Source organism: Mitsuaria sp. PDC51 (genome assembly GCF_900113225.1).
Taxonomy (GTDB): Bacteria; Pseudomonadota; Gammaproteobacteria; order Burkholderiales; family Burkholderiaceae_C; genus Roseateles.
Window position 1 is genome coordinate 1325051 of the sequence record NZ_FOZE01000002.1, and the last position, 25517, is coordinate 1350567.

Sequence of the window (25517 nt, forward strand, 5' to 3'; positions counted from 1 at the left end):
GGGGCCGACATGAGGCTTCGTCACATTGAAGTCTTCCACGCCATCATGCAGGCCGGCACGATCAGCGGCGCGGCGCAGCTGCTGCACATCTCGCAGCCGGCCGTGACGAAGGTGCTGCAGCACTGCGAGCTGCAGCTGGGCATGCCGCTGTTCGACCGCGTGCGCGGCAAGCTGTATCCGACGCCGGAAGCGCAGCGGCTGTTCGTCGAGATCGACAAGCTCAACCGCGACCTCGTCGCCATCCGGCGCCTGGCGGCCAACCTGCGCGGCGGCGAGTCCGAATCGCTGCGCCTGATGGCCACGCCGACGCTGGGCGCCGCGGTGATTCCGGCGGCGATGACGCACTGGGCGCAGGCCTTCCCGCGCAGCCGCTGCCAGCTCAGCACCAACCACACCCGCGAGATCGTCTCGGCGCTGCTGCTGGGCGAAGCCGACCTGGCGCTCAGCCTGCAGGACCCGCGCCATCCCGGCATCAAGGCCGAGGTGCTGGCCAGCGGCACGATGATGGCGCTGTGCCCGGTGCAGGGCCCCGAGGCGCAAGGCAGCGGCCCGCTGCCGCTGGAGGAGATCCAGTCCGAGCTGATCGCGATGGCCGAGGACGACCCGCTGGGCCACATGCTGCACAACGCCAGCGAGGCCGAGGGCCGGCACCTGGACAGCCGCATCACCGTCCAGACTTACCAACTCGCCCGCGCGCTGGTGGAGGCGGGCGTGGGCATGACCGTCGTCGATCCGTTCACCGCCGCGTCGGCCGACCCGACCCGGGTCAAGGTCCGGCCGCTGGCGCCGCCGATGGCCATCCACCTCTACCTGCTGACCTCCGCCAGCGCGCCGCTGGCCCAGGCGGCGCGCCGGCTGGTCACCTACCTGCGGGACGCGGCCCGCGCCAACCTGGACAGCCTCGCCGGATGAATGCCATTCCCTGCGAAGAGATCGCGGCGCACACCGAGTTCCGCTCGCTGCTCACCATCCCCGGCATCGCGGTGGACCTGCGCTACGCGACGCCGGACAACTTCGTCGGCCGCAACGTCTACGGCGGCCTGGACTGCGCCTTCCTGCGCCGCGAGGCCGCCGATGCGCTCGGCGAGGCGGCCGCCTGGCTGGGCCGCCACTGCCCCGGCCTGACGCTGGTGGTGCTGGATGCGCTGCGACCGCAGCGGGTGCAGGAAGCGCTGTGGGCCGAACTGGAGGGCACGCCGCTCACCAAGTACCTGGCCCATCCGGCGCGGCGCTCGATCCATTCATTCGGCATGGCCGTCGACGTGACCCTGCTGGACGACCAGGGCCGCGAACTCGACATGGGCACCGGTTTCGACGAAATGACGCCGGCATCCCATCCCGAGTTCGAGGCCGAGCAGCTCGCCGCGGGCGGCCTCACCGCGGACCAGCTGCGCCATCGCGGCTGGCTGCGCGCGGCGATGCGCCATGCCGGCTTCCAGACCATCACGACCGAGTGGTGGCACTTCGACTTCGGCGACCGCGAGCGCGTGCGCCGCGAACTGCCGCTGGTGCTGTGAGCGGTGGCCGGCGTCGCTCGCGTGCTGCGACAGGCGCCTGAAACCCTCGTACGTCGCTGCTTCCGGAGATCCTCATGACCGCTTCCCGCCGCCACCTCCTCACCGGCGCCGCTGCGGCGGCCGCACTGGGCGCGCTGGGCGCGCTGTCGCCGGCGCGGGCGCAGACCGCCGCGCCGGCCCGCGCCGCACGGCCCAATGCCGCGCCAGAGCCGCTGCGCGCACGCCGACTGCGCCCCGGCGACACGATCGCGCTGGTCAGCCCCGCCAACGCGACCTATGAGCGCGAGCCGCTGGAGATCGCCGTCGAGTCGCTCGAGGCGCTGGGCTTCAAGGTCAAGCTCGGGGCCAACGTGCGCGGCCGTTACGGCCAGTTCGGCGGCACCGACGTGCAGCGCGCCGCCGACATCAACGACGCCTTCGCCGACGACGAGGCGGCCGGGATCCTGGCCCTGACCGGCGGGTCGGGATGCAACCGCATCGTCGACAAGCTGAACTACGCGCTGATCCGCCGCAAGCCGAAGTTCTTCGGCGGGTTCTCGGATCTGACCAGCCTGGTCAACGCGATCCACAAGCAGACGGGGTTGATCACCTTCCACTGCCCGGTCGCGGGCTCGGAGTGGAACGAGTTTTCGCTCCAGCATTTCCGCGCCGTGGCGATGGACGCGCAGGCCGACCTGCTGCAGAACCCGCAGGGCGAGCGCGGGGCCCACCTCGTCCAGCGCGAGGACCGCATCAGCACGCTGCGACCGGGCCTGGCGCGCGGACCGCTGGTGGGCGGCAACCTGGCGGTGCTGAGCTCGCTGGCCGGCTCGCCCTACTTCCCCGACACGCGGGGCGCGATCCTCTTCCTCGAGGAGGTCAACGAGTACATCTACCGCGTCGACCGCATGCTGTCGACGCTGCGGCTGTGCGGCGCGCTGGACCAGCTGTCGGGCGTGGTGCTGGGCAAGTTCACCCAGTGCGGGCCCGGCGATGGGAGCTACGGCACGCTGACGCTGGATGAGGTGTTCGACGACTACTTCCTGCCGCTCAACATCCCGGTGTACCGCGGGGCGATGATCGGCCACATCAAGCGCAAGTTCACCGTGCCGGTGGGGCAGCCGGCGGAAATGGACGCGACCGCGGGAACGGTGCGCTTGCTGTCGCCGGCGGTGAGCTGAAGACCCTCACCCTCTGCGCTCATTGCCGCGCCACCCAGTCGACCAGCGCGTCGATGGCGGGGCGCGCCTTCATCGCCTGCTCGTCGTTGACGATGGCGACGACGATCCAGGTCCGGCCGGTCGAGTCCGGCACGTAGCCCGCCAGCGCCACGACGTCGCGCAGCGTGCCAGTCTTCATGCGGGCTCGGCCCTCGGCCGCCGTGCCCTTCATGCGCCGCGCCAGCGTCCCGTCGACGCCCGCCACCGGCAGCGTCGCCAGCAGCTCCGGCCCGTGCGGCCCGCGCGCCGACGCCCCCAGCATCGCCGCCAGCTGCGCCGCAGTCGCCCGCTCGGTGCGCGACAGGCCTGAGCCGTTCTCCAGCGTCATGCCCGTGGTGTCGATCCGCTGCGCCGCGAACCAGTCGCGCACGACGCGCGCGGCGGCCTGGCGCGTGTCCTCGCCCGGCTGCGCCGCGGCAGCGCCCAGGCGCAGGAACAGCAGCCGCGCCAGCGCGTTGTCCGAAGCCTTCATCACCGGCCGCAGCAGCTCCGCCAGCGGGCGGTCGCGATGCTGGACCAGCACGCGCGCGCCCTCGGGCGTCGCGCCTTCGCGGATCTCGCCCGACAAGCTCCCACCCAACTCACCCCACAACTGGCGCAAGGCCTGCGCCGTCTCCCACTGCCGGTCCAGCACGTTCAGCGACTGCGTCACCTGGCAGCCGCGCGGGAACTCCCCCGCCAGCACCAGCCGGCCCCCACCGCCGGGCAAGGGCTCGAAGCGGGACGGCATCCAGCCGTCGTCCCAGTCCTTGCAGGGCTTGTCGTTGAGCCTCACCGCGCTGGTGTCGATCACCAGGGCGCCGAATTGCGGGAAGGGCCGCACCGTCAGCCCGCGCTCATCGGCGGCGAGGTCGTACTGCAGCAGGCTGCCGTTGAGGTGCAGCGCGTCGGGGATGACGTTGTAGGGAAATTCCGCCTGCTCGTCGAAGCGCGGCGCGTCGATGTCCAGCCGCGACGGGTTGAACAGGCCGCGGTCGACGACGATGCCGCCGGCCAGTTCGCGCACGCCATGGCGCTCCCGCAGCTCGCGCAGCATCGCCCACAGCGCGGGCCAGTCCAGGTCCGCGTCGGCCCCGCCCTTGAGCACCAGCGGCCCGTCGAGTCGCCCATCACGGACCTCGCCCGCGGCCAGCAGCTGCGTCTGCCCGCGGCTGCCCGGCCCCAGCCGGTCCAGCGCGACCACCGCGGTGATCGTCTTCATCGTCGAGGCGGGCGCCATCGGCCGGTCCGCGTTCAGGCGCAGGCCGGTGCCGGGCGCCTCCAGCGGATGGGCCACCACCGCCAGCGAGGCGGCCGGCACGCCGGCCTCGCGCAAGGCGGCCTGGACCGGCGCGGGCGGCGTGTCGATGAGGGTGGCGCAGCCGGTCGTGGCCAGCGCGGCGACCAGGAGAGCAAAGGCGGTGATCGATCGCATGAGGGGCGACTGTATCGGCCCGGCGCCTTTGCATTCCCGCAGGTTATGGACGCGCGACAAGCATTCATCGGGACGGAAGCAACAAATGGGTGAGGTTCCTAGGACCTTGAAATCGTCTCGTGCTTGAAGATCGTTCGCAGCTCGCAACAGGTCGATCGCCAATGGTCGCGCCTCCGTCGTTGGCGGCGTTGCAGGACGCCGGGTCCGGTTAACAAGGAGAAGGTCGTGAAACTGAATCAACTCGCTCGCTGTCTCGTGGTGGTGGGGCTGGGCGCCCATGCGGCGGCCTGGTCGCAGGAGGTCCAGAAGATGGAGCGGGTGGAGATCACCGGCTCGAGCATCAAGCGCATCCAGGACGAAGGCGCGCTGCCGGTGCAGACCATCTCCCGCCGGGACCTGGACCGCCAGGGCATCGTGTCTGCCGAGCAGCTGATCGCCACACTCTCGGCCAACGGCAACGGCCTGGACAACCTGGCCTCCAATGCCGACGTGGTCTCGGGCCAGGCGCGGGGCAACAACGGCGCGACCTCCGCCAACCTGCGCCTGCAGGGCGCCAACGCGACGCTGATCCTGCTGAACGGCCGCCGCATCGCCGCGCACGGCCTCAACGGCGGCGTCGTCGACCTGAACCAGATCCCGATGGCCGCCATCGAGCGCGTCGAGGTGCTCAAGGACGGCGCCTCCTCGACCTACGGCACCGATGCCGTGGGCGGCGTCATCAACTTCATCCTGCGCAAGGACTACCAGGGCCTGCAGGCCAGCGCCTTCACCGACGTGACCGAACACGGCGGCGGCAACATCTACCGCGCGTCGCTGACCGGCGGCGCCGGCAACATCGACAAGGACGGCTTCAACCTGCTGGCGGTGCTGTCGGTGACCGACAACAAGCGCCTGGACGGCTCGCAGCGCGATTTCGTCAACAGCTTCCAGCCCGATCGCGGCCTGTCGCCGGACACGCGCGGCACGCCCTTCGCGACGCTCTTCCTGCCCACGACGACGGGCACGACCATCCGCAACGTGCTGAGCCGCCCGGGCTCCAACGCCAACACCGGCCCGCTGTACAACGGCGCCGCGATCAACAGCGTCAACATCCTGGACCTGCCCGGCCAGGCCGGTTGCGCCTCGCAGCCGGGCATGGGGCCGTATGCGGAGAAGCTGTGGAACTCGGCCTCCGCCTCGCCGGCCAACCAGTTCGGCTGCGCCTGGGACACCGGACGCGCCGCGGTCATCCAGCAGCCGGTCAAGAACACCAACCTGGTCACCCGCGGCCAGCTCAAGCTCGGCGAGCACCTGCTGACCGGCGAGCTGCTGCTGGGCAAGTCGGAGTCGACCAAGTACTTCTCGCCCAACCAGATCAGCAGCGCCGCGTCGACCTCGACGCTGGGCCTGCCCAATGGGACGACCACGCGCAACCCCTTCGCCGACCTGGCCTATCCGTCCAGCGGTGCCGGCTACCAGCGGGTGTTCGACGCGCTGGTGGCGCAGTTCCCTTCGCTGGCCGCCAATCAGGGCCTGCCGATGACCTTCCGCTGGCGCTGCATGGAATGCGGCGAGCGCGCCATCGGCACCGACACCGACACCGGCCGCTACCTGCTGAGCCTGGACGGCCCGCTGCCCTTCCTCAAGGACTGGGACTACAAGGCCGGCGCCTCGCACGCCTACAGCAAGAGCACCTCGACGCTGGGCAGCGGCTATCACAACTACGTCGGCCTGGCCAACCTGATCAACACCGGCGTGCTCAACCCCTTCCTGCTGGCGGGCGAGTCGCAGACGCCGGCGGCGCTGGCGGCGCTCAACGCCATCTCGGCGGCGGGGACGGAGCTCTATGGCGGCAAGTACACGACCGACCAGTTCGACGCCACCGTGTCGGGCCCGGTCTTCAAGCTGCCGGCGGGCGAGGTGATGGCGGCGCTGGGCGTGGACTACCGCATCGAGAAGTACCGCTTCGACGGCAACACCTCGGTCAACACCAACGACATCAACACCTGGGTCTACAACGCGCCGTTCGACAACATCAACGCGCTGAGCGGCGTGAAGCGCAAGGTGGGCGCGATCTTCGGCGAAACCATCATCCCGATCGTCAAGAACCTCGACCTGAACCTGTCGGTGCGCTATGACAAGTACACCGGCTTCGGCAGCACGACCAACCCGAAGGCGTCGGTGCGCTACCAGCCGCTGGAGAGCCTGGTGTTCCGCGCCTCGTACAGCACCGGCTTCCGGGTGCCCACCTTCAACCAGCTGTTCAATGGCGTGACCGAGTCGCCCTACACCGGCGCCGGCGTGCCGGATCCGGCGACCTGCCCCGGCAACGTGGTGAGCAACGCGCCGGGCTGCCAGGCGATCACCTTCAACACGCTCTTCGGCGGCAAGCCGGACCTGCGGCCGGAGGAGTCGAAGATGTCCAACATCGGCTTCGTGTGGCAGCCCTCGCCGGCCTTCAACATGAGCGTCGACCTGTGGGACATCAAGCGCGACGGCCAGATCCAGAGCCTGACGCTGTCGCAGATCCTGAACAACTACCAGCTCTTCCCCGAGGCCTTCCTGCGTGACAGCACCGGCGCGCTGAAGATCGTCGACACGCGCTGGATCAACACCGGCGAGACGCGCACGCGCGGGCTGGAGCTGTCGATGCGCGGCAGCACGCCGCTCAACGGCGGCCGCCTGACGGCCGGCCTGGATGGCACCTACCTGCTGGAGAAGAAGTCCAAGCTGCTGGACAACGTGCCCTTCGGGCCGAGCGAGGTCGGCCGCTTCACGCGCTCGAGCGAGCTGGGCCTGCGCTGGAAGCACAGCGCCTACATCACCTACGCCTATGGCGACTGGGCCTGGTCGCTGCGCCAGCAGTACTCGACGGGCTACTACGGCTACGTGCCGCCGGGCATCGCCAACGGCAACGCGACGGCCCCGGCCTTCGACCCGTGGGTCAAGCCGTACTACCTGCACCACGTCAGCGTGGCCTACACCGGCATCAAGAACCTGACGATCACGGCCGGCATCAAGAACATCCTCGACCAGGACCCGCCGTTCGCGAACAGCTACGACAGCAACACCGGCTCGGGCAGCTCGTGGGAGCCGCGCGTCGCCGACCCGCGCGGGCGCTCGTTCACGCTGGGGCTGGACTACAAGTTCTTCTGATCGCTCCGATGGCCTGCCGCCTCGCGCGGCGGGCTCGGACACACGAAAGCCCGCCGGGGAACCGGCGGGCTTTTTTACGCCTTGCCGCCCAGTGCGGCCGAGGTCAAGGGGAAGATGCGCTGCACGCCCTGCTCCCGGATCGTGTGCAGGAATCGCAGGAGCGGACCGGTCGGTCGATCCAGCCCTTGCTCGTAGCGGCGCAGCAGCCGCGCTGTCGTGCTGAGCATGTTCGCGAAGACATAGAGGCTGAGGTCCGCCTCCTCCCGGATGGCCCGGACCTCGTCGGGCGTCAGCGGCGCCGGCGGTGCAATGCCGCACCACGCCAGGCGTTGGAAATGCTCACCGCTGACCAACCCGCAGGCGTGCATGCCGCGTCCGGTCTTCACCATTCGATCAATCGAGTCGTACTTGCGCTTGCGCATCACAGAGCACCTCCGTCAGAAATCCAGAATTGATTGCGGCATCCCGCTGAACGATGAAGCCATCGCGTTTGCCGGCGCCGGATCGTGCAATCCGCTTCTTGAAGAGTCCACTACCAAGATCTGCATCGATCAGGCCGCGTTCCATTTCAGCCACGGCACGGCAGAGATCACCGTCTGCGCATGCCCTGCTTGCGCCTCCACTTTTGAAAGCCTGGGACCAGATAGACGGCGCGAGCCATGTCGACCTCCTCGCATCTTCGCGAACGAGAAGAGTGCCAGGCCTTGCGTGCCAAGTCGTCGCCCTGAGGTCGGCCCTCCGATGGGGGCAACCTGCTCAGGCTTCGAGCGTTCTCGCGACCGGATCCAGCGTCACCGCGACACCAATCGGCAGCGGAAGGTTCGGCGACGCATGGCCGCTTGGCCAACCGGCAAGCACCGGCACGCCGAGCCCGCCGAAGTAATCGGCCAGCACCTCATCCGGCGAGTCCGCATCGCTGAAGCTGCCCAGCAGCACGGCCGTCAGCTGGTCGAGCGCGCCGCTCAGGCGCAGCTGGCACAGCAGGCGATCGATCTTGTAGGGGTCCTCCCCGACGTCCTCGAGGAACAGCACCGAGCCCCGCAGGTCCGGCATGAACGGCGTGCCCAGCAGCGCCACGAGCACCGCGAGATTGCCTCCCGTGAGCACGCCGCGAACGGGTGCCGTCCCGCGATTCAGCGGGTGCGGTGCGAGCGCAGGCCCAAGCCGCTCTCCTTCCCGCAGACCCCGCCGCAGCCGCTGCGCGAGCGCGACGGCATCGGCCCATCCGGACTCCCCCTTGCACCAGTCCGAGGCCGGCATCGGCGCATGCCAGCTGGCGAGGCCCTCCTGCTGTCGCAGCGCCATCAGCGCCGTCAGGTCGCTGTAGCCGATCAGCGGCTTCGGGAAGCGGCGCAGCAGCGCGCGATCGATCCGGTCCAGCAGCCGCATGCAGCCGTAACCGCCGCGCAGGCCGATGACGGCGTCGACGTCGGGATCGGCCAGCGCGGCCTCCAGGTCGTTCAGCCGCCGGTCGTCGTCCGCCGCGAGATGGCCGAGGAACGCGGGACCCGCGCAGCCCGGGAACACCTTCGCGCGAAAGCCCAGCCGCTCGATCATCGGCACGACCTGATCGAGCCTGCCTTCGCGCGGCGGACCGGCGGGGGCGATGATGCCGAGGCAGGCGCGCTCGGGCAGGGGAGGCAGCAGCATGGGGGTGGAAGGCATCACGATCAACCGTCGAGTTCAGGCCTCGAGCCACGCCGCCATCCGCGCGTCGATCGCGGCGCCGAGCGCCGGGATGCGCCACGTCGTCGGGCAGCGGGAATCGGGAGCGTAGCGCGACCCGAGGCTGGTCAGCAGCGCGATCAGGTAATGGCGCCGGCGCGGCGCGATGCCGCGCACGATGCCGGCATCGGACGCGTAGTTCTCCGTGTTGCCGGTCTTGTGCGCGAACCAGACCTCGCCGCCGGCCGCGAAGCGCCGCAGGTCGCCGGGCAGCGACACCTCGCCCGCCTGCAGCGATCCGTCCGGCTGCAACCACCGCGACGGCAGCCGCGCCGGCAGGCCCGGCACCCAGCCCGGCACGCCCGCCAAGGCGCCACTCGACAGCACCTGATGCAGCGCCTGGTCCTGCAGCGCATGCATCGCCTGATTGCGGCTCTCGGGCGACAGCCGCGGCGCGTCGGCCGCCAGCCAGGGCGCGCGGGGCGCGGTCGGGTCCAGCCACCAGAGCAGGCGCACCGTGTCCCACGCCGTCATCTGGATCTGCCCGACGCCGGACCCCGCCGCGTTGCCCCAGCCGCCCTCGGCCGTCGTGTTGGCCAGGCGCAGCGTCGTCAGCCCGAGCGACGCGAACAGCGCATGCAACTCGTTGCGCACCTCGCGTCCGCCGTCGCGACGGATCGCACCGGCCGCATGCATCAGCGTCACCAGCGCCGAGGTCGCCTCGTTGCTGCTCCAGGTGACCATGTCATAGGCCCAGTCGGCCACCACGCGCTCGCGGCCGCCGTATTCCAGCGACTGCCACCAGCCAGCGCGTCCCTGGTCGACCAGCCGCCCGATGCCGACCAGCACCATCAGCTTCAGCAGCGACGCCGGATAGGGCGCGACCACGCGGCCGCCGCCCTCGCCCGCGGCGCCCGCGAGCGGCACCCAGTCCATCGCGGACCAATCCGAGCCCGGGCGCCACGCGATCGAGTTCCCGTCGGCATCGCGCTGGTCCGCCAGGAAGCGCAAGTTGCGCACCGGCCCGCCATCGGCCGGCAGCTCGGCGATCAAGCCCTGCGGATGCTCGCGCGAGAACGCCACGTTCGCCCACACCGGCGGTCCCGACTCGGGGAAGGCCGCGACGGCCAGGTCGATGCTGGGGAAGTGCCGGATCGGTCGCCCCTCGTCCTGCGGATCCAGCGTCGCGCCGAAGTCCTGCGCCAGGACCGCCTCGCGCAAGGCCTGGGCCAGGGCGGCTTGGGTCAACGGCTGTGCGGGACGAGCGCCCGGACGAAGCGGCGCGCGGCGGTCCGCCGGCGCGGCGGGCGATGGCGCCGTGGGCGAGGGCGCGGTGCGTCCGTCCGTCACCGCGAGCCCTCAGGCAGCACGCAGCTGCAGCCCGTCCAGCGCGATCGGGCTGGGTTTGCCGGAAACCAAGTCGGCCACGATGCGGGCCGAGCCGAAGGAGAAGGTGAAACCCAGGGCGCCATGGCCGACATTCAGCCACAGCCCGCGCAGCGGGGTCTCGCCCAGCATCGGCGCGCCAGACGGCGTGGCCGGCCGCAGCCCGGCCCAGGGCACCGCGCGGTCGTAGTCGGCGGCCTTCGGGAAGGTCTCGCGCACATTGCGCTGCAAGGCCGCCAGGCGCTTGGGATCGATGCGGGTGTCCTCGCCGACCAGGTCGACCATCGCCGCCACGCGCAGCTGCTGACCGATGCGGGCATAGAGCGTCTTGCGTTCGAAGTCAGTCACGCTGACCGTCGGCGGACGGTGCACGCCGTTGATCGGCGCGGACAGGCTGTAGCCCTTGAGCGGATACAGCGGCAGCCGCAGGCCGACCAGTTCCGCCAGCGCCGCGCTCTGCAGCCCGGCCGCCAGCACGACCCCGCCGGTCGCCAGTTCGCCCTGGTCGGTGCGCAGCGCGACGACGCGCTCGCCCTCGACGACGAAACCGGTCGCATGCGCCTGCAGCCGTCCCTGGAAATTCGGATGCCGCGCGAGGCGCTCGCCCAGCTGGACGCTGAGCGCGTGGCAATCGGCCACGGCCTCGCCCGCGGTGAAGATGCCACCCGCGAGCCAGTCCGCGCCGCCATCGCCCAGCGCGGGTTCGATGGCGAGGCATTCGTCCCGGGTCAGCGCGCGTTCCGGTCCGCCCGGCGCGCGCGCGGCCACGCGGGCGAATTCCTCGGCCTTCCGGTAGACGACCAGCTTGCCGGGCGTGCGCAGCTCGATGGCGTCGAGCGCCGCGTGGCGTTGCAGCTCGCCGAAGCATTGCTGGCTGAAGGCGCCCAGTTCGAGCAGGCGCTCGGTGGTGCGCTGGTTGATCGGACCGCGGCAGTGGGCGAGGAAGGCGGCCAGCCAGCGCCACTGCGCGGCGGTGCCATCGGGCTTGAAGCGCAGCGGGCCGTCGGGGTCCAGCAGCCAGCGCAGCGCCTTCAGCGGCACGCCGGCATCGGCCAGCGGCGACACGTAGCGGTAGCTGAGCTGCCCGCCGTTGGCCCGGCTCGCGCCGGTGGCGAGCGCGGCCTCGCGCTCCACCAGCGTCACCCGGTGCCCCGCCTCCGCCAGGGCCCAGGCGGTGGTGACGCCAACGACGCCGCCACCGATCACCACGAGTTGCTTCATCCCGGACGAATTCATTCTTGAATGGTCCGGGAGGGTACGGATTCGCGCCGCCCTCAGCCAATGAAAGCGAGGCCGCCACCCATAACCCTGTTGAATGCGCGCAAATGCGGTGCCAGCGGGTGGCAGCGCAGTGACGGCGCGGTGACAGACAACGCGCCAACCGGGTTACTCCCTCTCCCCGCCGCGTGCGGGGAGAGGGCGGGGGTGAGGGGTCTTTCGATCTGCCGCAGCGCTACGGCGAGAACCCCCTCACCCTGCCCTCTCCCCCTCCCGGGGGGAGAGGGAATGATGCGGGCGCGAGGGGTGTCGAGAGAGGGGATGAATCCCAGGCGAAGGGACCAGACGGAGACGTCGGTCAGGCCAGCACGGCTGCCATCGCGTTCGCGGTGGCTTCGACATTGCGGGTGTTCAGGCCGGCGATGCACATCCGGCCCGAGCGCAGGATGTAGACGCCGAATTCCTCGCGCAGGCGGTCCACCTGCTCCGGCGTCAGCCCGGTGTAGCTGAACATGCCGCGCTGCGTCAGGAAGTAATCGAAGTTGCGCCCCGGAATCTTGGCCGTGATGACCTCGAACAGCGCGTTGCGCATCGCCAGGATGCGCTCGCGCATCTCCTCGACCTCGCCCTCCCACAGCGCGCGCAGCGCCGGGTCGCCCAGCACCTTGGCCACGACCTGGCCGCCATGCATCGGCGGGTTGGAGTAGTTGCGGCGGATGGTGAACTTCAGCTGGCCCAGCACGTTGGCCGCCTGCGCCGCGTCCGGGCACACGACCGACAGCGCGCCGCAGCGCTCGCCGTACAGGCTCATGTTCTTGGAGAAGCTGTTGGCGACGAAGAAGCTCAGCCCCTCGGCGGCCAGCGCGCGGATCGCGAAGGTGTCCTGCTCCAGCCCGTCGCCGTAGCCCTGATAGGCCAGGTCCAGGAAGGCGATCAGCTCGCGCTCCTTCAGCACCGGGATCAGCGCGTCCCATTGCGACTGCGACAGGTCCACGCCGGTCGGGTTGTGGCAGCACGCATGCAGCAGCACGATGCTGCGCGCAGGCGCCTCCGCCAGCGCCTGCAGCATCGCGTCGAAGCGCAGGCCGCCGGTCTTGGCGTCGTAGTACGGGTAGCTGCGGCACTCCAGCCCCGAGCCCTCGAAGACGGCGCGGTGGTTGTCCCAGGTCGGGTCGCTCAGGTAGATGGCGCTGTCGGGGAAGTAACGCTTGATGAAATCCGCGCCCACCTTCAGGCCGCCCGACGAGCCCACGCCCTGGATGGTCGCCACCCGGTTGCTCTTGAGCGCCTCGCTGTCGGCGCCGAACAGCAGCTTCTGCACCTCGGTGCGGAAATTGGCGGCACCTTCCATCGGCAGGTAGGGCCGGGCGCCGGCCTGCTCCACCACGGCCAGCTCGGCCCGGCGCACCGAATCGAGCATCGGGATGCGGCCGTCGTCGTCGAAGTAGATGCCGATGGACAGGTTGATCTTCTGCGTGCGCGGGTCCTTCTGGAAGGCCTCGTTCAGGCTGAGGATGGGATCGCCCGCGTAGGCGTCGACGTGCTGGAACATGCTGGGAACTCCAGGTTGGACAAACGGCGGCGGCCATTATCCCCAGCCGGACCCCGCCGCACCGCAACAGCCCCGCCGCCGGCGCACCGGTACAGCACGACGACAATGCCGGCTTCGCATCACCTGCCCCACCGAATCACATGATCACCGACTTCAACGCGCGTGGCGCCGCCTGCCTGCCGGGCCACCTGGGCATCGAGATCGTCGAGGTCGAGAAGGGCCGCGTCCACGCGCGGCTGCCCGTGCGTCAGCAGGTCATGGCGCCCAACGGCTACCTGCATGCCGGCAGCGTCGTCACGCTGGCCGACACCTGCTGCGGGTACGGCTGCATCGCCTCGCTGCCGGACGGCGCCAGCAACTTCACCACCGTCGAGCTCAAGTCCAACCACCTGGGCACCGCCCGCGACGGGGTCATCGAATGCACCGCCGTGGCCGTGCACATGGGCCGCACGACGCAGGTCTGGGACGCGACCGTCAGCCACGAGGGCAAGACGATCGCGCTGTTCCGCTGCACGCAGATGGTCCTGTATCCGAAGGCTTGAGCCCTCCCGGAATCAGCGACGGGATCGTCAGAGCGCCTTGCCGCTGCCGATGGCCATCACCAGGCGCGTGACCAGCACGAGCTTGGGCGCGATGGCGTCGATGACGACGAACTCGCTGTCGCTGCTGTGCGCGCCGTAGCCGCGCACGCCCAGGCCCTCGATCACCGGCGCCTTGGTCGCCAGCGCCGCATAGGCCGCATCGGTGCCGCCGCCGGTGGGGCGGTCACGCACGACCAGCTCCAGCTTCTGCTCGTCGGCCAGCGCCTTGGCCTTGGCGGCCAGCGCGCGCGAGGCCTCCGTCGCCTGCAGCGGCGGCCGGCGGCGGTCGAAGCTCAGCGTGATCTCCGACTCCGGCAGCAGCTTGTTCTGGATGCGCTTGCGCAGCTCGGCCTCCATGCCGTCGAAATCGGCGACGCGGTCCGCCCGCGCGTCGCCGTTGGCCTCGGCCCGCTCCGGGATCGCGTTGCGGACCGAGCCCGCCTTGGCCATCGTCCAGTTCAGGTGCTTCCCGTTCTTCGGGTCGGACAGGTCGCGGGTCTGCATGATCTGGTGGGCCATCTCGTACAGCGCGTTGACGCCCTTCTCCGGCGCCGCGCCCGCATGCGACGAGCGCCCCTTGACCTTCAGGTCCACCGAGGCGATGCCGCTGGTGGCCAGGCGCACCGTGTCCGGCGTCGTCGGCCCGCCGCCGCCCTCGAAGGACAGCACCGCGTCGTGCTCGCCGCCCAGCCGGGTGATCAACGCGTTCGATCCGGGCGAGCCGATCTCCTCGTCGCCGTTGATCAGCACGGTGATCTCCGCGTAGTCCTTGAAGCCGACCGCCTTGAGCATCGCCAGCGTGTGGAGGATGGTCGCCACGCCCTGCTTGTCGTCGGCGATGCCCAGGCCGTAGGCATGGTTGCCGTCGATGCGGAAGGGCTGCTGCTTCAGGCCGCCACGCTGGTAGACGGTGTCCATGTGCGCGATCAGCATCACGCGCTTGCCGGTGGCGCTGCCGCCCTTGAACGACGCGCGCACGATCTGGCCCACCTTGGCCGGGCCGTCGCCGGCGTCGGAGGTCGGCGACGCGATGGTCGTGTCGGGATCGATCAGCTGCACCTGCCCGCCGAGCTCGCGCAGCCGCTGGGCGATGAGGCCGGCGATGCGGTCCAGGCCCTGGCGGTCGGAGCTGCCGGACTCGATCTCGACGAGTTGCTGCAGCGTCTTCATCAGATGGGGCTGCTCCCTGGCGGCCAAGGCCTGCAGCTCGGGCACGGTCTGCGCCTGGACGCCGAGGGCGGCCATCGCGGCCAGGGCGAGCGCCGCGCGGCGCCAGACGGGGAAGGAAGCCAGCATCGTCGAGGTCTCCGATCGGTGGGGTGCTTGTCGTCGCCGCTCCCTCGGGGGAGCGAAGGAAGGGCCGATCCTATCGGCAGACCGCTCCGCCGTCCGCGCTGAAAGTGTTTCGTGTGCGGAGCGACGCAAGCGCTCGCGGCATCCCTGGCGGCGTCACCGATGCGCTGAGGCCCTTCAGCCGTCGCGGCGGCCCTGGCGGCCGGGCGCGCGTTGAGGCAGGCTCGCGCTCATGCCATCGACACCCTCGCCCGTGGGCCGCTCCCCTGTCACGGATTTCCCGCGCCCGGCACCGGCACGGCGCCGACGGCTCGGGAGCGTCGTGCTGGTCCTGGCCCTGGCCACCGGCCCGGCGCTCGGCGACGACGTCCGCCGCAATGTCTTCGACGATCCCTTCGTCCAGTTGACGTCGGCGATCCCGCCTTCGGTGTGCCCGGTCCCGGCGGGCCCGCTGCTCACCGAGGCTGAAGCCCGGGCCCAGGCCCACGGTCGCATCGAGCGCGGCACGAGCTGCTTCCAGAGTGGCCGCTGCCGCCTGCCCAACGCCTATCTCTACGACAAGGAAATCATGCCGCGGGTGCAGAAAGCCATCGCCGCGGACGGCCGTTTCGCCGCCACGACCAGCGTCTGGGCGCTCGGCCAGCGGCGTTGGATCTGGCTGCAGGGCTGCGTGCGGAGCGCCGGGGACGCCGCGGCGCTGGAAGCGCTGGTGAAGCAGCTGGACGATGTCGAGGCCGTCATCAACGAGCTCCAGGTCGTGCCGGGCGGACCGGCCGCGGCGGCCTCTCACTGAACCGGCGGTGGAGGCGCCTGCGTCAGCCGCCGGCCTCGAACGCCGGATTTCAAGCCTCCAGCCATTCGATCCACCGGCCATGGGGGTGGGACCACGCCAGCGCCCCGGTCCGCGGCTCGCCGCCATCGGCCCACTGCAGCGTCCACAGGGTGCTGCTGCCCGGCGACTCGCCCGGCGGACAGTCGGGCGGCGACGGCAGCGGCGCCAGCTTGCCGATCTCGCCGCTGATCCAGGCCAGGCCGCGCTCGCGGACCAGGCGTTCGATGCGCTCGACGTGCGCGCGAAAGGCCTCGGCGTCGAAGTAGGCCAGCACCCAGACATTGACGAGCACCGGCGTGACGCCGGCCGGCAGGTCCGCCATCCAGCGCTCGAGCACTGACAGGCCGTCCGCCGAGCGGACCAGCGGCACCGGATGCCGCCGCGCATCGGCGAGCGCACGGTCCAGGCGCTCGCGCCGGGCGGCGTCGCCGGGCCACAGGCAGGCGCGCAACCAGCGAGCGGCGGTTTCGTCGGCGGGGTCGGCCGGGTTCAGGTCGACGCCCATCCGCCGCGCCGCCCGCCAGCACGGCGCGCCCAGCAGGCCGGTGGGGCGTTCGCCGCGCCAATGCGTCCGGATCACCGGCGCGTCGGGGCTCGCGCCCGGCGTGACCTCGACACCATCGTCATAGGCATAGCGGTCGACGCCCAGGTTCAGGCCGGCGCTGCAACCGAAGTCGAACAGCGCGAGTTCCACCGGCGCCGACGTCGTCCCGCCCAGCCGCGTCGCGAGCGCCTGCAGGGCCGGCCGCAGCACCGCGCAGCGACCGGTCTCGTTGGTCTGCGTCGTGCGGGTGCGGATCAGCGCGCGCAGCGCCGGGTCCTCGCGCTGGATGAAGTCCCGCAGCGTCGCCGGCAAGGCGTCGTCGGGCGCGCGCGTCCCGCCGACGCTGGCGTAATACGCCGCCAACGGATGCGGATCGCCCGCGAGGATCCGCTCATGCAGCGCCGCCAGCAGCAGCACGGGCAGGCGCTGCGTCGAGGGCGCCTCCAGGAGCAGGCCCATCAGCGCGGCATCGCCGCCGATAACCGTCGCGAGGGCGCGGTACAGCGGGTCATCCTGGCCGTCGATCTCGGCGAAACGGGCGAAGTGGTGGGCGATGCGCCCGAGTGCGTCTTCCATGGCGATGGACTCCAGGCCGTCGTGCGCGGCCAGAATGTCGGCCATCCGACAAATCCGCGTTGCCGGATCGGTCCGGTCGCGGCCGGCCTCCCCGAACGCTGAGGCCGCTCAGCCGCCCAGCGCCGCCTCGATCTCGCCGCGGATCGCCGCCGGCGCGTCGTTCGGCGCGAAGCGCTTGAGCACCTGCCCATCGCGCCCGACCAGGAACTTGGTGAAGTTCCACTTGATGCCCTGCGTCCCCAGGATCCCGGGCTTCTCGCCCTTGAGCCACTGCCACAGCGGATGCGCCTCACCGCCGTTGACCTTGACCTTGGCCATCATCGGGAAGCTGACCCCATAGTTCAGCTGGCAGAACGAGGCGATCTCCTCATTGCTGCCGGGGTCCTGGCCGCCGAACTCGTTGCTCGGGAATCCGACGATCACCAGCCCGCGGGCCTGGTAGTCGCGCCACAGGTCCTCCAGGCCCTTGAACTGCGGGGTGAAACCGCACTCGCTGGCGGTGTTGACGATCAGCAGCACGCGGCCGCGGTACTGCGACAGCGCGACCGGCTCGCCAGCGATGCTGACGGCGTCGAAGTCGAAGGCAGTCTTGCCATTGGCGCTCATGGGGGACCTCCTCGTTGGGGCCGGGTGGGCCGGGGTGCATCCTAGCGCGGCGCGGCGGATCAGGCGCGGTGGCGCTCCAGGGCCGCCAGCATCGCCGCTCCCAGGATCGCCGCACCGCCCAGCGCCGTCTTGCCGTCCAGCGTGCCGCCGCCCAGCAGCAGCGCCGAGATCGCCGCCACCGGGACCTCGGTCAGCATCACGACCGCCGTGACGTTCGCCGGCAGCCGCGCCGCGCCGTACTGCAGCGACAGGTTGGAGACGAAGAACAGCAGCGCCATGCCCGCCAGCGGCAGCAGCCAGATCGCGCCCGGCAGCGAGGGCCAGGGCGCCAGGCCGTGGCCCGCCATGGCGATGGCCGACAGGCCCGCCACCAGCACGCCGCCGGTGAACATCGCCAGCGCCCGCGCCCCCGGGCTGCGGGCGGCCTCGCGGCGCAGCATCACGTTGTTGAACGCGAAGGTCATGCCGCCCACCAGCCCCAGCACGTCCGGCAGGCTGGACGGCACCGGCCAGCCGCCGTCCGCGGGCGCCAGCACGGCCAGCGCGCCCCCCAGCGCCAGGGCGATCCGCAGGCCCGCCATCGCCGTCAAGGGCTCGTGCAGGACCACCCGCGCCAGCAGCACCGCCCACAGCGGCATCAGGTAGAAGAGCAGCACGACCCGCACCACGTCGCCGGTCGACACGCCCCAGTTGAAAGCGGTGTTGGTCATCCCGGCCGCCAGCGTCACCACCCACAGGCCGGGGGAGCGCAGCCATTCGGACACCGCCCCGCGCTGGCTCAGCAGCACCACCGCCCAGGACAGCGCGTACATGATCACCGTGGTCCAGAGCGGGTGCATGCCCGCCCCCTCGAATTGACGGAAAGGCCACCAGGACAGCCCCCAGATGGTGGCGTTGAGCATCAGGGCGAGGATCGGCATGCGGGAACGGCGGCGGGAGCCAGGGGACAGAGGGAAGGGACAGGGGTGGGGCTTGCGCAACAGTCCCCGGGTCGGGACTTGGAACCGGCTCGCGGCGCGGCCAACAATGCCCAGGGTTTGTAGCATGGCGCAAGGACTGACCCTGCCCTCCAATCGGGGCGCCGTGCGCCTGTCATGCACGCGGCCTACCCTGTCGCGTGTGACCCGTCCACCAAACTAGGGAGAGCTTCTCTTGGATCACCTGGCCTGTTTCGCCCCCGAGGATCTGCAGTCCAACCCCGGGCCCGACCTGCAGGGCTACCACTGGCGCCTGCTGGCCCAAGGGGACTCCTGGTTCTCCACCGCCCAGGCCAAGCTCAGCGCGCATGCGAACCTGCTCCAGGAACTGGTGCTGACCAAACCCGCCGTCGCGATCAACTGCGCCGGCCAGCGCGAAAGCCTGTCCAAGGTGGTCGAGCTCGAATCCGCGCCGGACTTCGTGCGCCTGCTGACGGCGCCGGAATCGCCGGTGTGGGACGGCATCCTGCTGTCCGTCGGCGGCAACGACCTGATCAAGGCGGCGCAGACCCCGACCCAGATCGACGGCGCCGAGGTGCCGCTGCACCTGCGCCTGCTGCGCCGCCAGACCGAATGGGGGCCGCCGTCGGCGGGGGTCGGCCGCTACTTCTCGGAGCCGGGCTGGGCGACCTACGCGGACTACCTGAAGGCCAACCTGCGTCATCTGCTGACGCTGCGCGACCAGGGGCCGTCCGCCGGCAAGCCGGTGTTCATGCACTGCTACGCAGTGCCGATGCCGCGGCCGGCCGGCGCGGAGGATGCGGGCCACGGGCCGTGGCTGTATCCGGCGCTGAAGGCCTACGCGATCCCGGCGGCCGACTGGGCCGCGGTCAGCCGGCTGATGGTGATGCACCTGGCGCAACTGCTGAAGTCGCTGATGGCGGACAAGGAGCAGTTCCCGGGACTGTTCGTGTTCGATTCGACCGCCGTGCCGCTGGCCGCGGCCGCGCCCGGTGCCAGCGGCATCAGCGGCGACTGGCACAACGAGATCCACCTCAACCACAGCGGCTGCCTGAAGATCGGCCGCGCGTGGTCGGAGCACATCGAGCAGGTGCTGACCACCGGCGGCCTGGTCGTCGAGACGCCGCCCAGCGGCCGAGGCCGCGCGCGGCGCTGAGCCGCCCGGCCACCGCCGCTGGCCCTCACCCCTGCTCTCTCCCGCAAGCGGGAGAGAGCGGCCTCAGTGCTTGTCGCTGCGCGCGATCGCGAGCAGGCGCTCGAGCTCTTCGGTGTGCTCGCGCTTGTTGTGCGCATGCCAGCGCCCGACGACCCACATGATCCCCGCCACCAGCAGGCCGAAGATCGTGATCGAGCCGAAGGCCGAAGTGCCGAAGCGGGTCAGCATCGTGTACAGCGCGCCCAGCCCCAGGATGCAGGCCTGCTCGTTGAAGTTCTGCACCGCGATCGAACGCCCGGCGCCCATCAGGTTGTGGCCGCGATGCTGCAGCAGCGCGTTCATCGGCACCACCAGATAACCGCCGATGCCGCCCAGCAGGATCAGGAACGGGATGGCCAGGTAGAGGTTGTCGATGAAGTTCAGCACCAGCATCAGCAGCCCCATGCCGATGCCCAGCGGGATGACGCTGGTGGCCTTGTCCAGCCGCACCGCCACCGAGGCGACCACCGCGCCCACCGCCGTGCCGATCGCCACCACGCCCGCCAGCGCCGAGGCCTGCGTCGTGCCGTAGCCCAGCGCCGCGGCGGCCCAGGCGAAGACGATGTAGCGCATGTTGCCCGACACGCCCCAGAACAGCGTCGTCATGCCCAGCGAGATCTGGCCCAGCTTGTCCTGCCACAGCCGCGAGTTGCAGGCGGCGAACTCCCGCACCAGGTCGGTCGCGCTGTGGGCGATGGGCTGGAGGGGGGCCTCCGTGCGGGGGATGCGCAGGTTGAAGAGCGCCGCGATGAAATACAGCACCACCATGAAGGCGATGGCGGCCTCCGGCGGGGTGTCGATGCCGGTGTCGATGAAGGGCACGTCGATCGCCAGCAGCACCGCCGAGGCCTTGGCGCCGATCAGCTGCCCGCCGAAGACGGCACCCAGGATGATGGAGGCGATGGTCAGGCCCTCGATCCAGCCATTGGCCTTGACCAGCTGGGACGGCGGCAGCAGTTCGGTCAGGATGCCGTACTTGGCCGGCGAATAGGCGGCGGCGCCCAGGCCCACGATCGCGTAGGCGATCAACGGATGGACGCCCACCAGCATGCTCAGGCAGCCCAACACCTTGATGGTGTTGGAGATGAACATGACCTTGCCCTTGGGGACCGCGTCGGCGAAAGCACCGACGAAGGGCGCGAGCACCACGTAGAACAGCGCGAACATCGGCACCAGCGCGGCGCGTTGCCATTCGGCGGCTCCACTGGTGCGGAGCAGTTCCACGGCGGCGACGAACAGCGCGTTATCAGCCAGCGAGCTGAAGAACTGCGCTGACATGATGGTGTAGAAGCCTTTTTTCATCGACCCGGCATACCTGGAACTGCGGTGATCACGCTGGGTCCACGGGGTGGGGAAAGGCAGCGCTGCGGCGGGTTTATAGCACGCGCTCGTTTTCGTAACAGACCTTCCCGGGACAGCGGCTCTGTGCTATTTCGCACCGCTTTTCCGACCCTCGCGACCTCTCCCCCCTCGCACCGCCGCGGGGCGTGAAACCGTTCCTGCGCGGCACAATGCCGACCCATGCCGCGTCCGATCGAAGCCATCGTCCACCAGCCCGCGCTGGCCCACAACATCGCCTGTGCCCGCGCCCGCGCGCCGGACGCGCAGGTCTTCGCCGTCGTCAAGGCCAACGCCTACGGCCATGGCATCGAGCGCGTGTTCGACGCGCTGCGCTCCGCCGACGGCTTCGCGCTGCTCGACCTGGACGAGGCCCAGCGCCTGCGCGACCTGGGCTGGCGCGGCCCGATCCTGCTGCTGGAAGGCTGCTTCGAGGCGCGTGACCTGGAGCTGTGCTCGCGGCTCAAGCTCTGGCACACCGTCCATCACGAGCAGCAGGTGGACTGGCTGGCGATGCACAAGACGCACGAGCCGCACCGGGTGTTCCTCAAGCTCAACAGCGGCATGAACCGGCTGGGTTTCACGCCCAGCGCCTTCCGCGGCGCCTGGACGCGGCTGAACGCCCTGCCGCAGGTGGACGAGATCTCGCTGATGACGCATTTCTCGGACGCCGACGGCCCGCGCGGCATCGCGCACCAGACGGCGGTCTTCAAGGAGGCAACGGCCGACCTGCCCGGCGAGCGCTCGCTGAGCAACAGCGCCGCGATCCTGCGCCACAGCCAGGATCCGGCGGTGCGCGCCGACTGGGTGCGCTCCGGGATCATGACCTACGGCAGCGCGCCGGACTTCCCCGAGCACGACATCGCCCACTGGGGCCTGAAACCCACGATGACGCTGCGGGCCAAGGTGCTGGCGGTCCAGCATCTGCGCGAGGGCGACAGCGTCGGCTACGGCAGCAGCTTCGTGGCGCAGCGCGCGATGCGCATCGGCACGGTGGCCTGCGGTTATGCCGACGGCTACCCGCGCCACGCGCCGCACGGCACGCCGGTGCTGGTCGGCGGCCAGCGCAGCACGACGATCGGGCGCGTGTCGATGGACATGCTGGCGGTCGACCTGACGGACCTGCCGGCCGAAGGCATCGGCAGCGAGGTCACGCTGTGGGGCCAGGGCCCGCAGGGCGCGGTGCTGCCGATCGACGAGGTGGCCCGCGCCGCCGGCACCATCGGCTATGAGCTGATGTGCGCCTTGGCCCAGCGCGTGCCGGTGCACGTCGAGACCCTGGGCTGAGGCCCGGCGAGCGCCTGGTCGCGTCGGCGTCATGCATCTGGACTGGACGCCGGCCGACTGGGAGCTGGAGATCTCCGCGATCCGCGCCAGCGGACCCGGCGGGCAGAACGTCAACAAGGTCAGCAGCGCCGTCCACCTGCGCTTCGACATCCGGCGCTCGACGCTGCCGGCGGTGATCAAGGAACGGCTGCTGGCGCTCAGCGACCAGCGCATCACCGCCGAGGGCATCGTCGTCATCAAGGCCCAGGAGTCGCGCAGCCAGGAGCAGAACCGCGCCGACGCGATCGCGCGGCTGGTCGCCCTGGCGCAGAGCGTGGCGCACACGCCCAAGACCCGCCGGCCGACGCGGCCGACGCACGGCTCGCAGAAGCGCCGCCTGGAGGCCAAGTCCCAGCGCGGCGACATCAAGGCCGGACGCGGCAAGGTGCGCGTCGACTGAAGCCATTCACGAGGGAGAACATATGTTCAAGGCACTCCGCATCCTGGTCCTGCTCGGGATCCTGGTGACGGTGGCGGGCACGACGCTGGTCGGCCGCTGGCAGGCGCAGTCGTGGAAGCGGCCGCAGGTGGTGACGCTCTATCCGATCAGCGCCGGTGGCGACGCCGAGACCGAGGCCTACCTGGGCCGGCTGGACGAGTCGGCCTTCGCGCGGCTGGAACCCTACTTCCAGGACGAGGCGCGGCGCTACGGCGTGCCGCTGTCGCAGCCGGTGCGGGTGGTGCTGGGCAAGCGCGTGCGGGTGGCCCCGCCCCCGGCGCCGGCCAGCGCCAATCCGCTGTCGGCGATCGCCTGGAGCCTGCGGATGCGCTGGTGGGCCTGGCGCCAGACGCCGGCGAGCTCGCCGGTGCCCGATGTGAAGCTGTTCCTGATGTATCACCCGCCGGACTACGCGGGCGCGCTGCCGCACTCGATCGGGCTGGAGAAGGGGCGGCTGGGGCTGGTGCATCTCTTCGCCGCGCGCGGCCAGCAGGCGCAGAACGAGGTGGTGATCGCGCACGAGGCGCTGCACACCTTCGGCGCGACGGACAAGTACGACCGCTCGACGCTGGCACCGGTGTTTCCGGACGGCTACGCCGCGCCGCGGCAGGAGCCGCGCTATCCGCAATCCGCCGCGGAACTGATGGCCGGCCGCATCCCGGTGCGCGAGGGCGAGGCGCGCATTCCCTCGAACCTGGGCGAGACGGTCATCGGTCCGGCGACGGCGGCGGAGATCGGCTGGGCGAAGTGACGATCCGCGAGCAGCCCCTGCGAATGCGGGGGGGTGAGCGGCGGCTTTGCAGAACTGACACGAAGAGAATCCCCCCGGTTCGGGAGGGACCTCATGCACAAGAAGATGGGCGGGCGGATGCTCGCCGTGGCGGCGCTGGCCGCAGCCTGCGCCAGCTCGATGCGGCGGTGGTGCCGGAGCCGGCGAGCTAAGCGCTGATGCTGGCCGGCGTCGCCGCGATCGGCGTGGCGGTGCGCCGGCGCAAGGCGGGCGCCGCGGTCAGGGCCTGAGGTCCTCCAGCGGATCCTGCGGCGGCTGAACTCAGCGCTGCGGCCGCGTCGCCGCGTAGATGCTGCCCAGGCACAGCACCATGCCGGCCAGCGCCAGCAGCGTCGGCCGCCAGCCTTCGAAGATCGCGGAGATCCCCAGCGCGATCACCGGGATCACCACGCCGGTCAGCGCCGCGCGCGCCGTGCCCTGGCGCTGCGCCAGCTTGAAATACAGGACGAAGGCGATCACCGAGCCGAACACCGCCAGGTACAGCAGGCTCAGCACGTAGGACGAGGTCCAGGCGAAGTTCAGGCCCTGCCCCGTCGCCACCGACGCCACCAGCAGGAAGACCGCGCCGTAGCCCATGCTCCAGGCGAGCACCGGCACCAGCGGCAGCCCGCGCCGGGTCAGGGTGAGCGTCAGCACGTTGCCGATGCAGGCGGCCAGCACCGCCGCCAGGCCGATCGCCAGGCCGTAGGCCGCGGTCGGGCGCGCGCCGGTCGAGGCGATCTCCGGCCAGAAGATCATCACCACGCCCGCGACCGCGCCGGCCGACGCCGCCAGGAAGCGCCCCGTCACCCGCTGGCCGAAGAAGATTCGCCCGGACAGGGCATTGCCGAACACCATCAGGCAGAACAGCACCGCGACTAGGCCGCTGGGGATGTGGCGCTCCGCCTCATAGACGGAGAAGTAGTTGCCGCTGTACTGCACGATGCCGGTCGCCAGCATCAGCCCGTGCGCCGACAAGGGCAGCTTCAGCGACAGCTTCTGCCAGCGCGCGAAGCCCGCCAGCATCAGCGCGGCCAGCCCGAAGCGCCAGCCGACCGAGTTCAGGATCGGCACGCCCGAGCCCAGCTGGTAGAGGATCACGTGCCAGGTGCTGGCCCAGATCAGCGTCGGGCCCCAGAACAACCAGCGGTCGGAAACGGTGGACATGATGTGCGGCAGCGATCTGTACCGGCCGCCCGCGCGGGGACGCATTCAGCGGGCCGGGGAAAACAACAAGGCCGCCCTTTGGGGGCGGCCTTCGGTGGGAGGCGGTCCTGACGCGGGCCGCCTGGGGGACGTCGGAAATCGTGCGGAATGGGGGCGCGTCGGCCCTCAGTCGGCGGCCTTCTTGAAGGTCGCCAGCAGCGCGCCGGCACCGACGAACAAGGAGCCGAAGATCCGGTTCATCGCCTTCAGGTGGGACTCCGAGCGCAGCGCCCGCAGCACTCGCGCCGCCAGCAGCGTGTAGCCGGCCATCACGACGGCGTCGGTGAAGGCCAGCGTCGCGCCGATCACCGCGTACTGCTGCGTCAGGCTGTGATGCAGGTTCAGGAACTGCGGCACCACGGCCAGCAGGAAGACGGTGCCCTTGGGGTTCACCGCGTTGATCGCCCAGCCGCGCAGCACCAGGTCACGGCGCGAGACCTGCTTGGCCTCGGCCTGCTCCGCCACCAGCGGCCGGGCCGGCGAACGCCATTGCTGGATACCCAGGTACACGAGGTAGGCCACGCCGGCCCACTTCACCACGGCGAAGGCCTGCTCGGAGGCCGCGATCAGCGCGCCCAGGCCGGCGCCCACCACCACGATCTGGGTCAGGATGCCCAGGATCAGCCCGATGGTCATGAAGTAGCCGCGCTGGAAGCCGTGATTCAGTCCGGCACTCATCGCCGCGATGGCGCCCGCGCCCGGGGACAGGCTGATGGCCCAGGAGGCCGCGAAGAACCCCAGCCAGACTGACAACTCCATGATCGACTCCTTCGAAGGACCCGAGGTTG

Annotated in this window: 24 protein-coding genes; 10 read left to right on the plus strand and 14 right to left on the minus strand. The window is 70.7% G+C overall.

What is annotated here, in order from left to right; translation table 11 throughout:
• The first annotated feature begins 9 nt into the window (after positions 1-9).
• From BM393_RS17215 to BM393_RS17225, 3 genes are all read left to right on the plus strand, one after another.
• On the plus strand, positions 10-912 hold the full coding sequence (locus BM393_RS17215; RefSeq protein ID WP_091729036.1) for a LysR family transcriptional regulator: 903 nt from the start codon (positions 10-12) through the stop codon (positions 910-912).
• A complete protein-coding gene (locus BM393_RS17220; protein ID WP_091729040.1) occupies positions 909-1517 on the plus strand; it encodes a M15 family metallopeptidase in 609 nt (202 codons plus the stop codon). The genes BM393_RS17215 and BM393_RS17220 overlap by 4 nt, the downstream gene beginning before the upstream one ends.
• 74 nt (positions 1518-1591) lie before the next feature.
• Entirely contained in the window at positions 1592-2677 is a 1086-nt protein-coding gene (locus BM393_RS17225) for an LD-carboxypeptidase (RefSeq protein ID WP_091729043.1), read from the plus strand.
• Between the two features lie 19 nt (positions 2678-2696).
• Here BM393_RS17225 and dacB read toward each other — a convergent pair whose 3' ends face one another.
• Positions 2697-4130, minus strand: coding sequence for a D-alanyl-D-alanine carboxypeptidase/D-alanyl-D-alanine-endopeptidase (gene dacB / locus BM393_RS17230; protein ID WP_175538384.1), 1434 nt, complete (start codon positions 4128-4130; stop codon positions 2697-2699).
• A 225-nt stretch (positions 4131-4355) separates the two neighbouring features.
• Here dacB and BM393_RS17235 point away from each other — a divergent pair, with 225 nt between their 5' ends.
• Positions 4356-7265, plus strand: a complete 2910-nt coding sequence (locus BM393_RS17235; protein ID WP_254783485.1) for a TonB-dependent receptor domain-containing protein — start codon at positions 4356-4358, stop codon at positions 7263-7265.
• Between the two features lie 74 nt (positions 7266-7339).
• Here the strand turns inward: BM393_RS17235 and BM393_RS17240 are convergent, their stop codons facing one another.
• From BM393_RS17240 to BM393_RS17265, 6 genes are all read right to left on the minus strand, one after another.
• Complete coding sequence (locus BM393_RS17240) at positions 7340-7687, minus strand: DNA-binding transcriptional regulator (RefSeq protein ID WP_141225374.1); 348 nt, start codon at positions 7685-7687, stop codon at positions 7340-7342.
• Complete coding sequence (locus BM393_RS26205; protein ID WP_404932667.1) at positions 7659-7910, minus strand: type II toxin-antitoxin system RelE/ParE family toxin; 252 nt, start codon at positions 7908-7910, stop codon at positions 7659-7661. The genes BM393_RS17240 and BM393_RS26205 overlap by 29 nt, the downstream gene beginning before the upstream one ends.
• A 111-nt stretch (positions 7911-8021) precedes the next feature.
• Positions 8022-8915 (minus strand): LD-carboxypeptidase, encoded by an 894-nt coding sequence (locus BM393_RS17250; RefSeq protein ID WP_217648460.1) that lies wholly within the window; start codon positions 8913-8915, stop codon positions 8022-8024.
• Between the two features lie 33 nt (positions 8916-8948).
• A complete protein-coding gene (locus tag BM393_RS17255; protein ID WP_141225376.1) occupies positions 8949-10178 on the minus strand; it encodes a serine hydrolase in 1230 nt (409 codons plus the stop codon).
• 111 nt (positions 10179-10289) lie between these two features.
• Positions 10290-11663, minus strand: a complete 1374-nt coding sequence (locus BM393_RS17260; RefSeq protein WP_310732159.1) for a D-amino acid dehydrogenase — start codon at positions 11661-11663, stop codon at positions 10290-10292.
• 229 nt (positions 11664-11892) lie between these two features.
• Positions 11893-13086 (minus strand): amino acid aminotransferase, encoded by a 1194-nt coding sequence (locus BM393_RS17265; protein ID WP_091729074.1) that lies wholly within the window; start codon positions 13084-13086, stop codon positions 11893-11895.
• A gap of 140 nt (positions 13087-13226) precedes the next feature.
• Between BM393_RS17265 and BM393_RS17270 the strand changes: the two genes are divergently transcribed.
• A complete protein-coding gene (locus tag BM393_RS17270; RefSeq protein ID WP_091729078.1) occupies positions 13227-13628 on the plus strand; it encodes a PaaI family thioesterase in 402 nt (133 codons plus the stop codon).
• Between the two features lie 27 nt (positions 13629-13655).
• Here BM393_RS17270 and BM393_RS17275 read toward each other — a convergent pair whose 3' ends face one another.
• Positions 13656-14963 (minus strand): glutamate carboxypeptidase, encoded by a 1308-nt coding sequence (locus BM393_RS17275; protein ID WP_091729083.1) that lies wholly within the window; start codon positions 14961-14963, stop codon positions 13656-13658.
• 319 nt (positions 14964-15282) lie between these two features.
• On the opposite strand from BM393_RS17275, the gene BM393_RS17280 reads away from it, so the two are divergent.
• Positions 15283-15753 (plus strand): BON domain-containing protein, encoded by a 471-nt coding sequence (locus tag BM393_RS17280; protein WP_091729086.1) that lies wholly within the window; start codon positions 15283-15285, stop codon positions 15751-15753.
• Between the two features lie 49 nt (positions 15754-15802).
• Here BM393_RS17280 and BM393_RS17285 read toward each other — a convergent pair whose 3' ends face one another.
• The 3 genes from BM393_RS17285 to BM393_RS17295 all read right to left on the minus strand — a co-directional run bounded on the left by BM393_RS17285 (position 15803) and on the right by BM393_RS17295 (position 18438).
• On the minus strand, positions 15803-16957 hold the full coding sequence (locus BM393_RS17285) for a DUF2332 domain-containing protein (protein ID WP_091729090.1): 1155 nt from the start codon (positions 16955-16957) through the stop codon (positions 15803-15805).
• Between the two features lie 63 nt (positions 16958-17020).
• Positions 17021-17518 carry a glutathione peroxidase gene (locus BM393_RS17290; RefSeq protein ID WP_091729093.1) on the minus strand — a complete coding sequence of 166 codons (498 nt, stop codon included), beginning with the start codon at positions 17516-17518 and terminating at the stop codon, positions 17021-17023.
• Between the two features lie 59 nt (positions 17519-17577).
• Complete coding sequence (locus BM393_RS17295; RefSeq protein ID WP_091729096.1) at positions 17578-18438, minus strand: DMT family transporter; 861 nt, start codon at positions 18436-18438, stop codon at positions 17578-17580.
• 232 nt (positions 18439-18670) lie between these two features.
• Between BM393_RS17295 and BM393_RS17300 the strand changes: the two genes are divergently transcribed.
• Positions 18671-19612, plus strand: a complete 942-nt coding sequence (locus tag BM393_RS17300) for a hypothetical protein (protein ID WP_091729101.1) — start codon at positions 18671-18673, stop codon at positions 19610-19612.
• A 63-nt stretch (positions 19613-19675) separates the two neighbouring features.
• On the opposite strand, the gene lplT is transcribed toward BM393_RS17300, so the two are convergent.
• Positions 19676-20953, minus strand: a complete 1278-nt coding sequence (lplT, locus tag BM393_RS17305; protein ID WP_091729106.1) for a lysophospholipid transporter LplT — start codon at positions 20951-20953, stop codon at positions 19676-19678.
• A gap of 219 nt (positions 20954-21172) precedes the next feature.
• On the opposite strand from lplT, the gene alr reads away from it, so the two are divergent.
• From alr to BM393_RS17320, 3 genes are read left to right on the plus strand one after another with little or no spacing between them, the layout of a single operon-like run.
• On the plus strand, positions 21173-22276 hold the full coding sequence (alr, locus tag BM393_RS17310) for an alanine racemase (protein WP_091729109.1): 1104 nt from the start codon (positions 21173-21175) through the stop codon (positions 22274-22276).
• A gap of 31 nt (positions 22277-22307) precedes the next feature.
• On the plus strand, positions 22308-22715 hold the full coding sequence (arfB, locus tag BM393_RS17315) for an alternative ribosome rescue aminoacyl-tRNA hydrolase ArfB (protein ID WP_091729111.1): 408 nt from the start codon (positions 22308-22310) through the stop codon (positions 22713-22715).
• A 22-nt stretch (positions 22716-22737) separates the two neighbouring features.
• Positions 22738-23505, plus strand: a complete 768-nt coding sequence (locus tag BM393_RS17320) for a hypothetical protein (protein WP_091729114.1) — start codon at positions 22738-22740, stop codon at positions 23503-23505.
• A 300-nt stretch (positions 23506-23805) separates the two neighbouring features.
• On the opposite strand, the gene BM393_RS17325 is transcribed toward BM393_RS17320, so the two are convergent.
• Both BM393_RS17325 and BM393_RS17330 read right to left on the minus strand, forming a co-directional pair.
• Positions 23806-24690 (minus strand): DMT family transporter, encoded by an 885-nt coding sequence (locus tag BM393_RS17325; protein WP_175538385.1) that lies wholly within the window; start codon positions 24688-24690, stop codon positions 23806-23808.
• Positions 24691-24855: 165 nt separating this feature from the next.
• Complete coding sequence (locus BM393_RS17330) at positions 24856-25488, minus strand: LysE family transporter (protein WP_091729120.1); 633 nt, start codon at positions 25486-25488, stop codon at positions 24856-24858.
• Positions 25489-25517: the final 29 nt, after the last annotated feature.

Coding starts and splice junctions, on each gene's coding strand:
- BM393_RS17270 (WP_091729078.1), top strand. CDS start 13,227: ATGATCACCGACTTCAACGCGCGTGGCGCCGCCTGCCTGCCGGGCCAC.
- BM393_RS17250 (WP_217648460.1), bottom strand. CDS start 8,915: ATGCTGCTGCCTCCCCTGCCCGAGCGCGCCTGCCTCGGCATCATCGCC.
- dacB (WP_175538384.1), bottom strand. CDS start 4,130: ATGCGATCGATCACCGCCTTTGCTCTCCTGGTCGCCGCGCTGGCCACG.
- BM393_RS17295 (WP_091729096.1), bottom strand. CDS start 18,438: ATGCCGATCCTCGCCCTGATGCTCAACGCCACCATCTGGGGGCTGTCC.
- arfB (WP_091729111.1), top strand. CDS start 22,308: ATGCATCTGGACTGGACGCCGGCCGACTGGGAGCTGGAGATCTCCGCG.
- BM393_RS17265 (WP_091729074.1), bottom strand. CDS start 13,086: ATGTTCCAGCACGTCGACGCCTACGCGGGCGATCCCATCCTCAGCCTG.
- BM393_RS17240 (WP_141225374.1), bottom strand. CDS start 7,687: ATGCGCAAGCGCAAGTACGACTCGATTGATCGAATGGTGAAGACCGGA.
- BM393_RS17225 (WP_091729043.1), top strand. CDS start 1,592: ATGACCGCTTCCCGCCGCCACCTCCTCACCGGCGCCGCTGCGGCGGCC.
- lplT (WP_091729106.1), bottom strand. CDS start 20,953: ATGAAAAAAGGCTTCTACACCATCATGTCAGCGCAGTTCTTCAGCTCG.
- BM393_RS17220 (WP_091729040.1), top strand. CDS start 909: ATGAATGCCATTCCCTGCGAAGAGATCGCGGCGCACACCGAGTTCCGC.
- BM393_RS17285 (WP_091729090.1), bottom strand. CDS start 16,957: ATGGCCGACATTCTGGCCGCGCACGACGGCCTGGAGTCCATCGCCATG.
- BM393_RS17325 (WP_175538385.1), bottom strand. CDS start 24,690: ATGTCCACCGTTTCCGACCGCTGGTTGTTCTGGGGCCCGACGCTGATC.
- BM393_RS17320 (WP_091729114.1), top strand. CDS start 22,738: ATGTTCAAGGCACTCCGCATCCTGGTCCTGCTCGGGATCCTGGTGACG.
- alr (WP_091729109.1), top strand. CDS start 21,173: ATGCCGCGTCCGATCGAAGCCATCGTCCACCAGCCCGCGCTGGCCCAC.
- BM393_RS17290 (WP_091729093.1), bottom strand. CDS start 17,518: ATGAGCGCCAATGGCAAGACTGCCTTCGACTTCGACGCCGTCAGCATC.
- BM393_RS17215 (WP_091729036.1), top strand. CDS start 10: ATGAGGCTTCGTCACATTGAAGTCTTCCACGCCATCATGCAGGCCGGC.
- BM393_RS17330 (WP_091729120.1), bottom strand. CDS start 25,488: ATGGAGTTGTCAGTCTGGCTGGGGTTCTTCGCGGCCTCCTGGGCCATC.
- BM393_RS17275 (WP_091729083.1), bottom strand. CDS start 14,963: ATGCTGGCTTCCTTCCCCGTCTGGCGCCGCGCGGCGCTCGCCCTGGCC.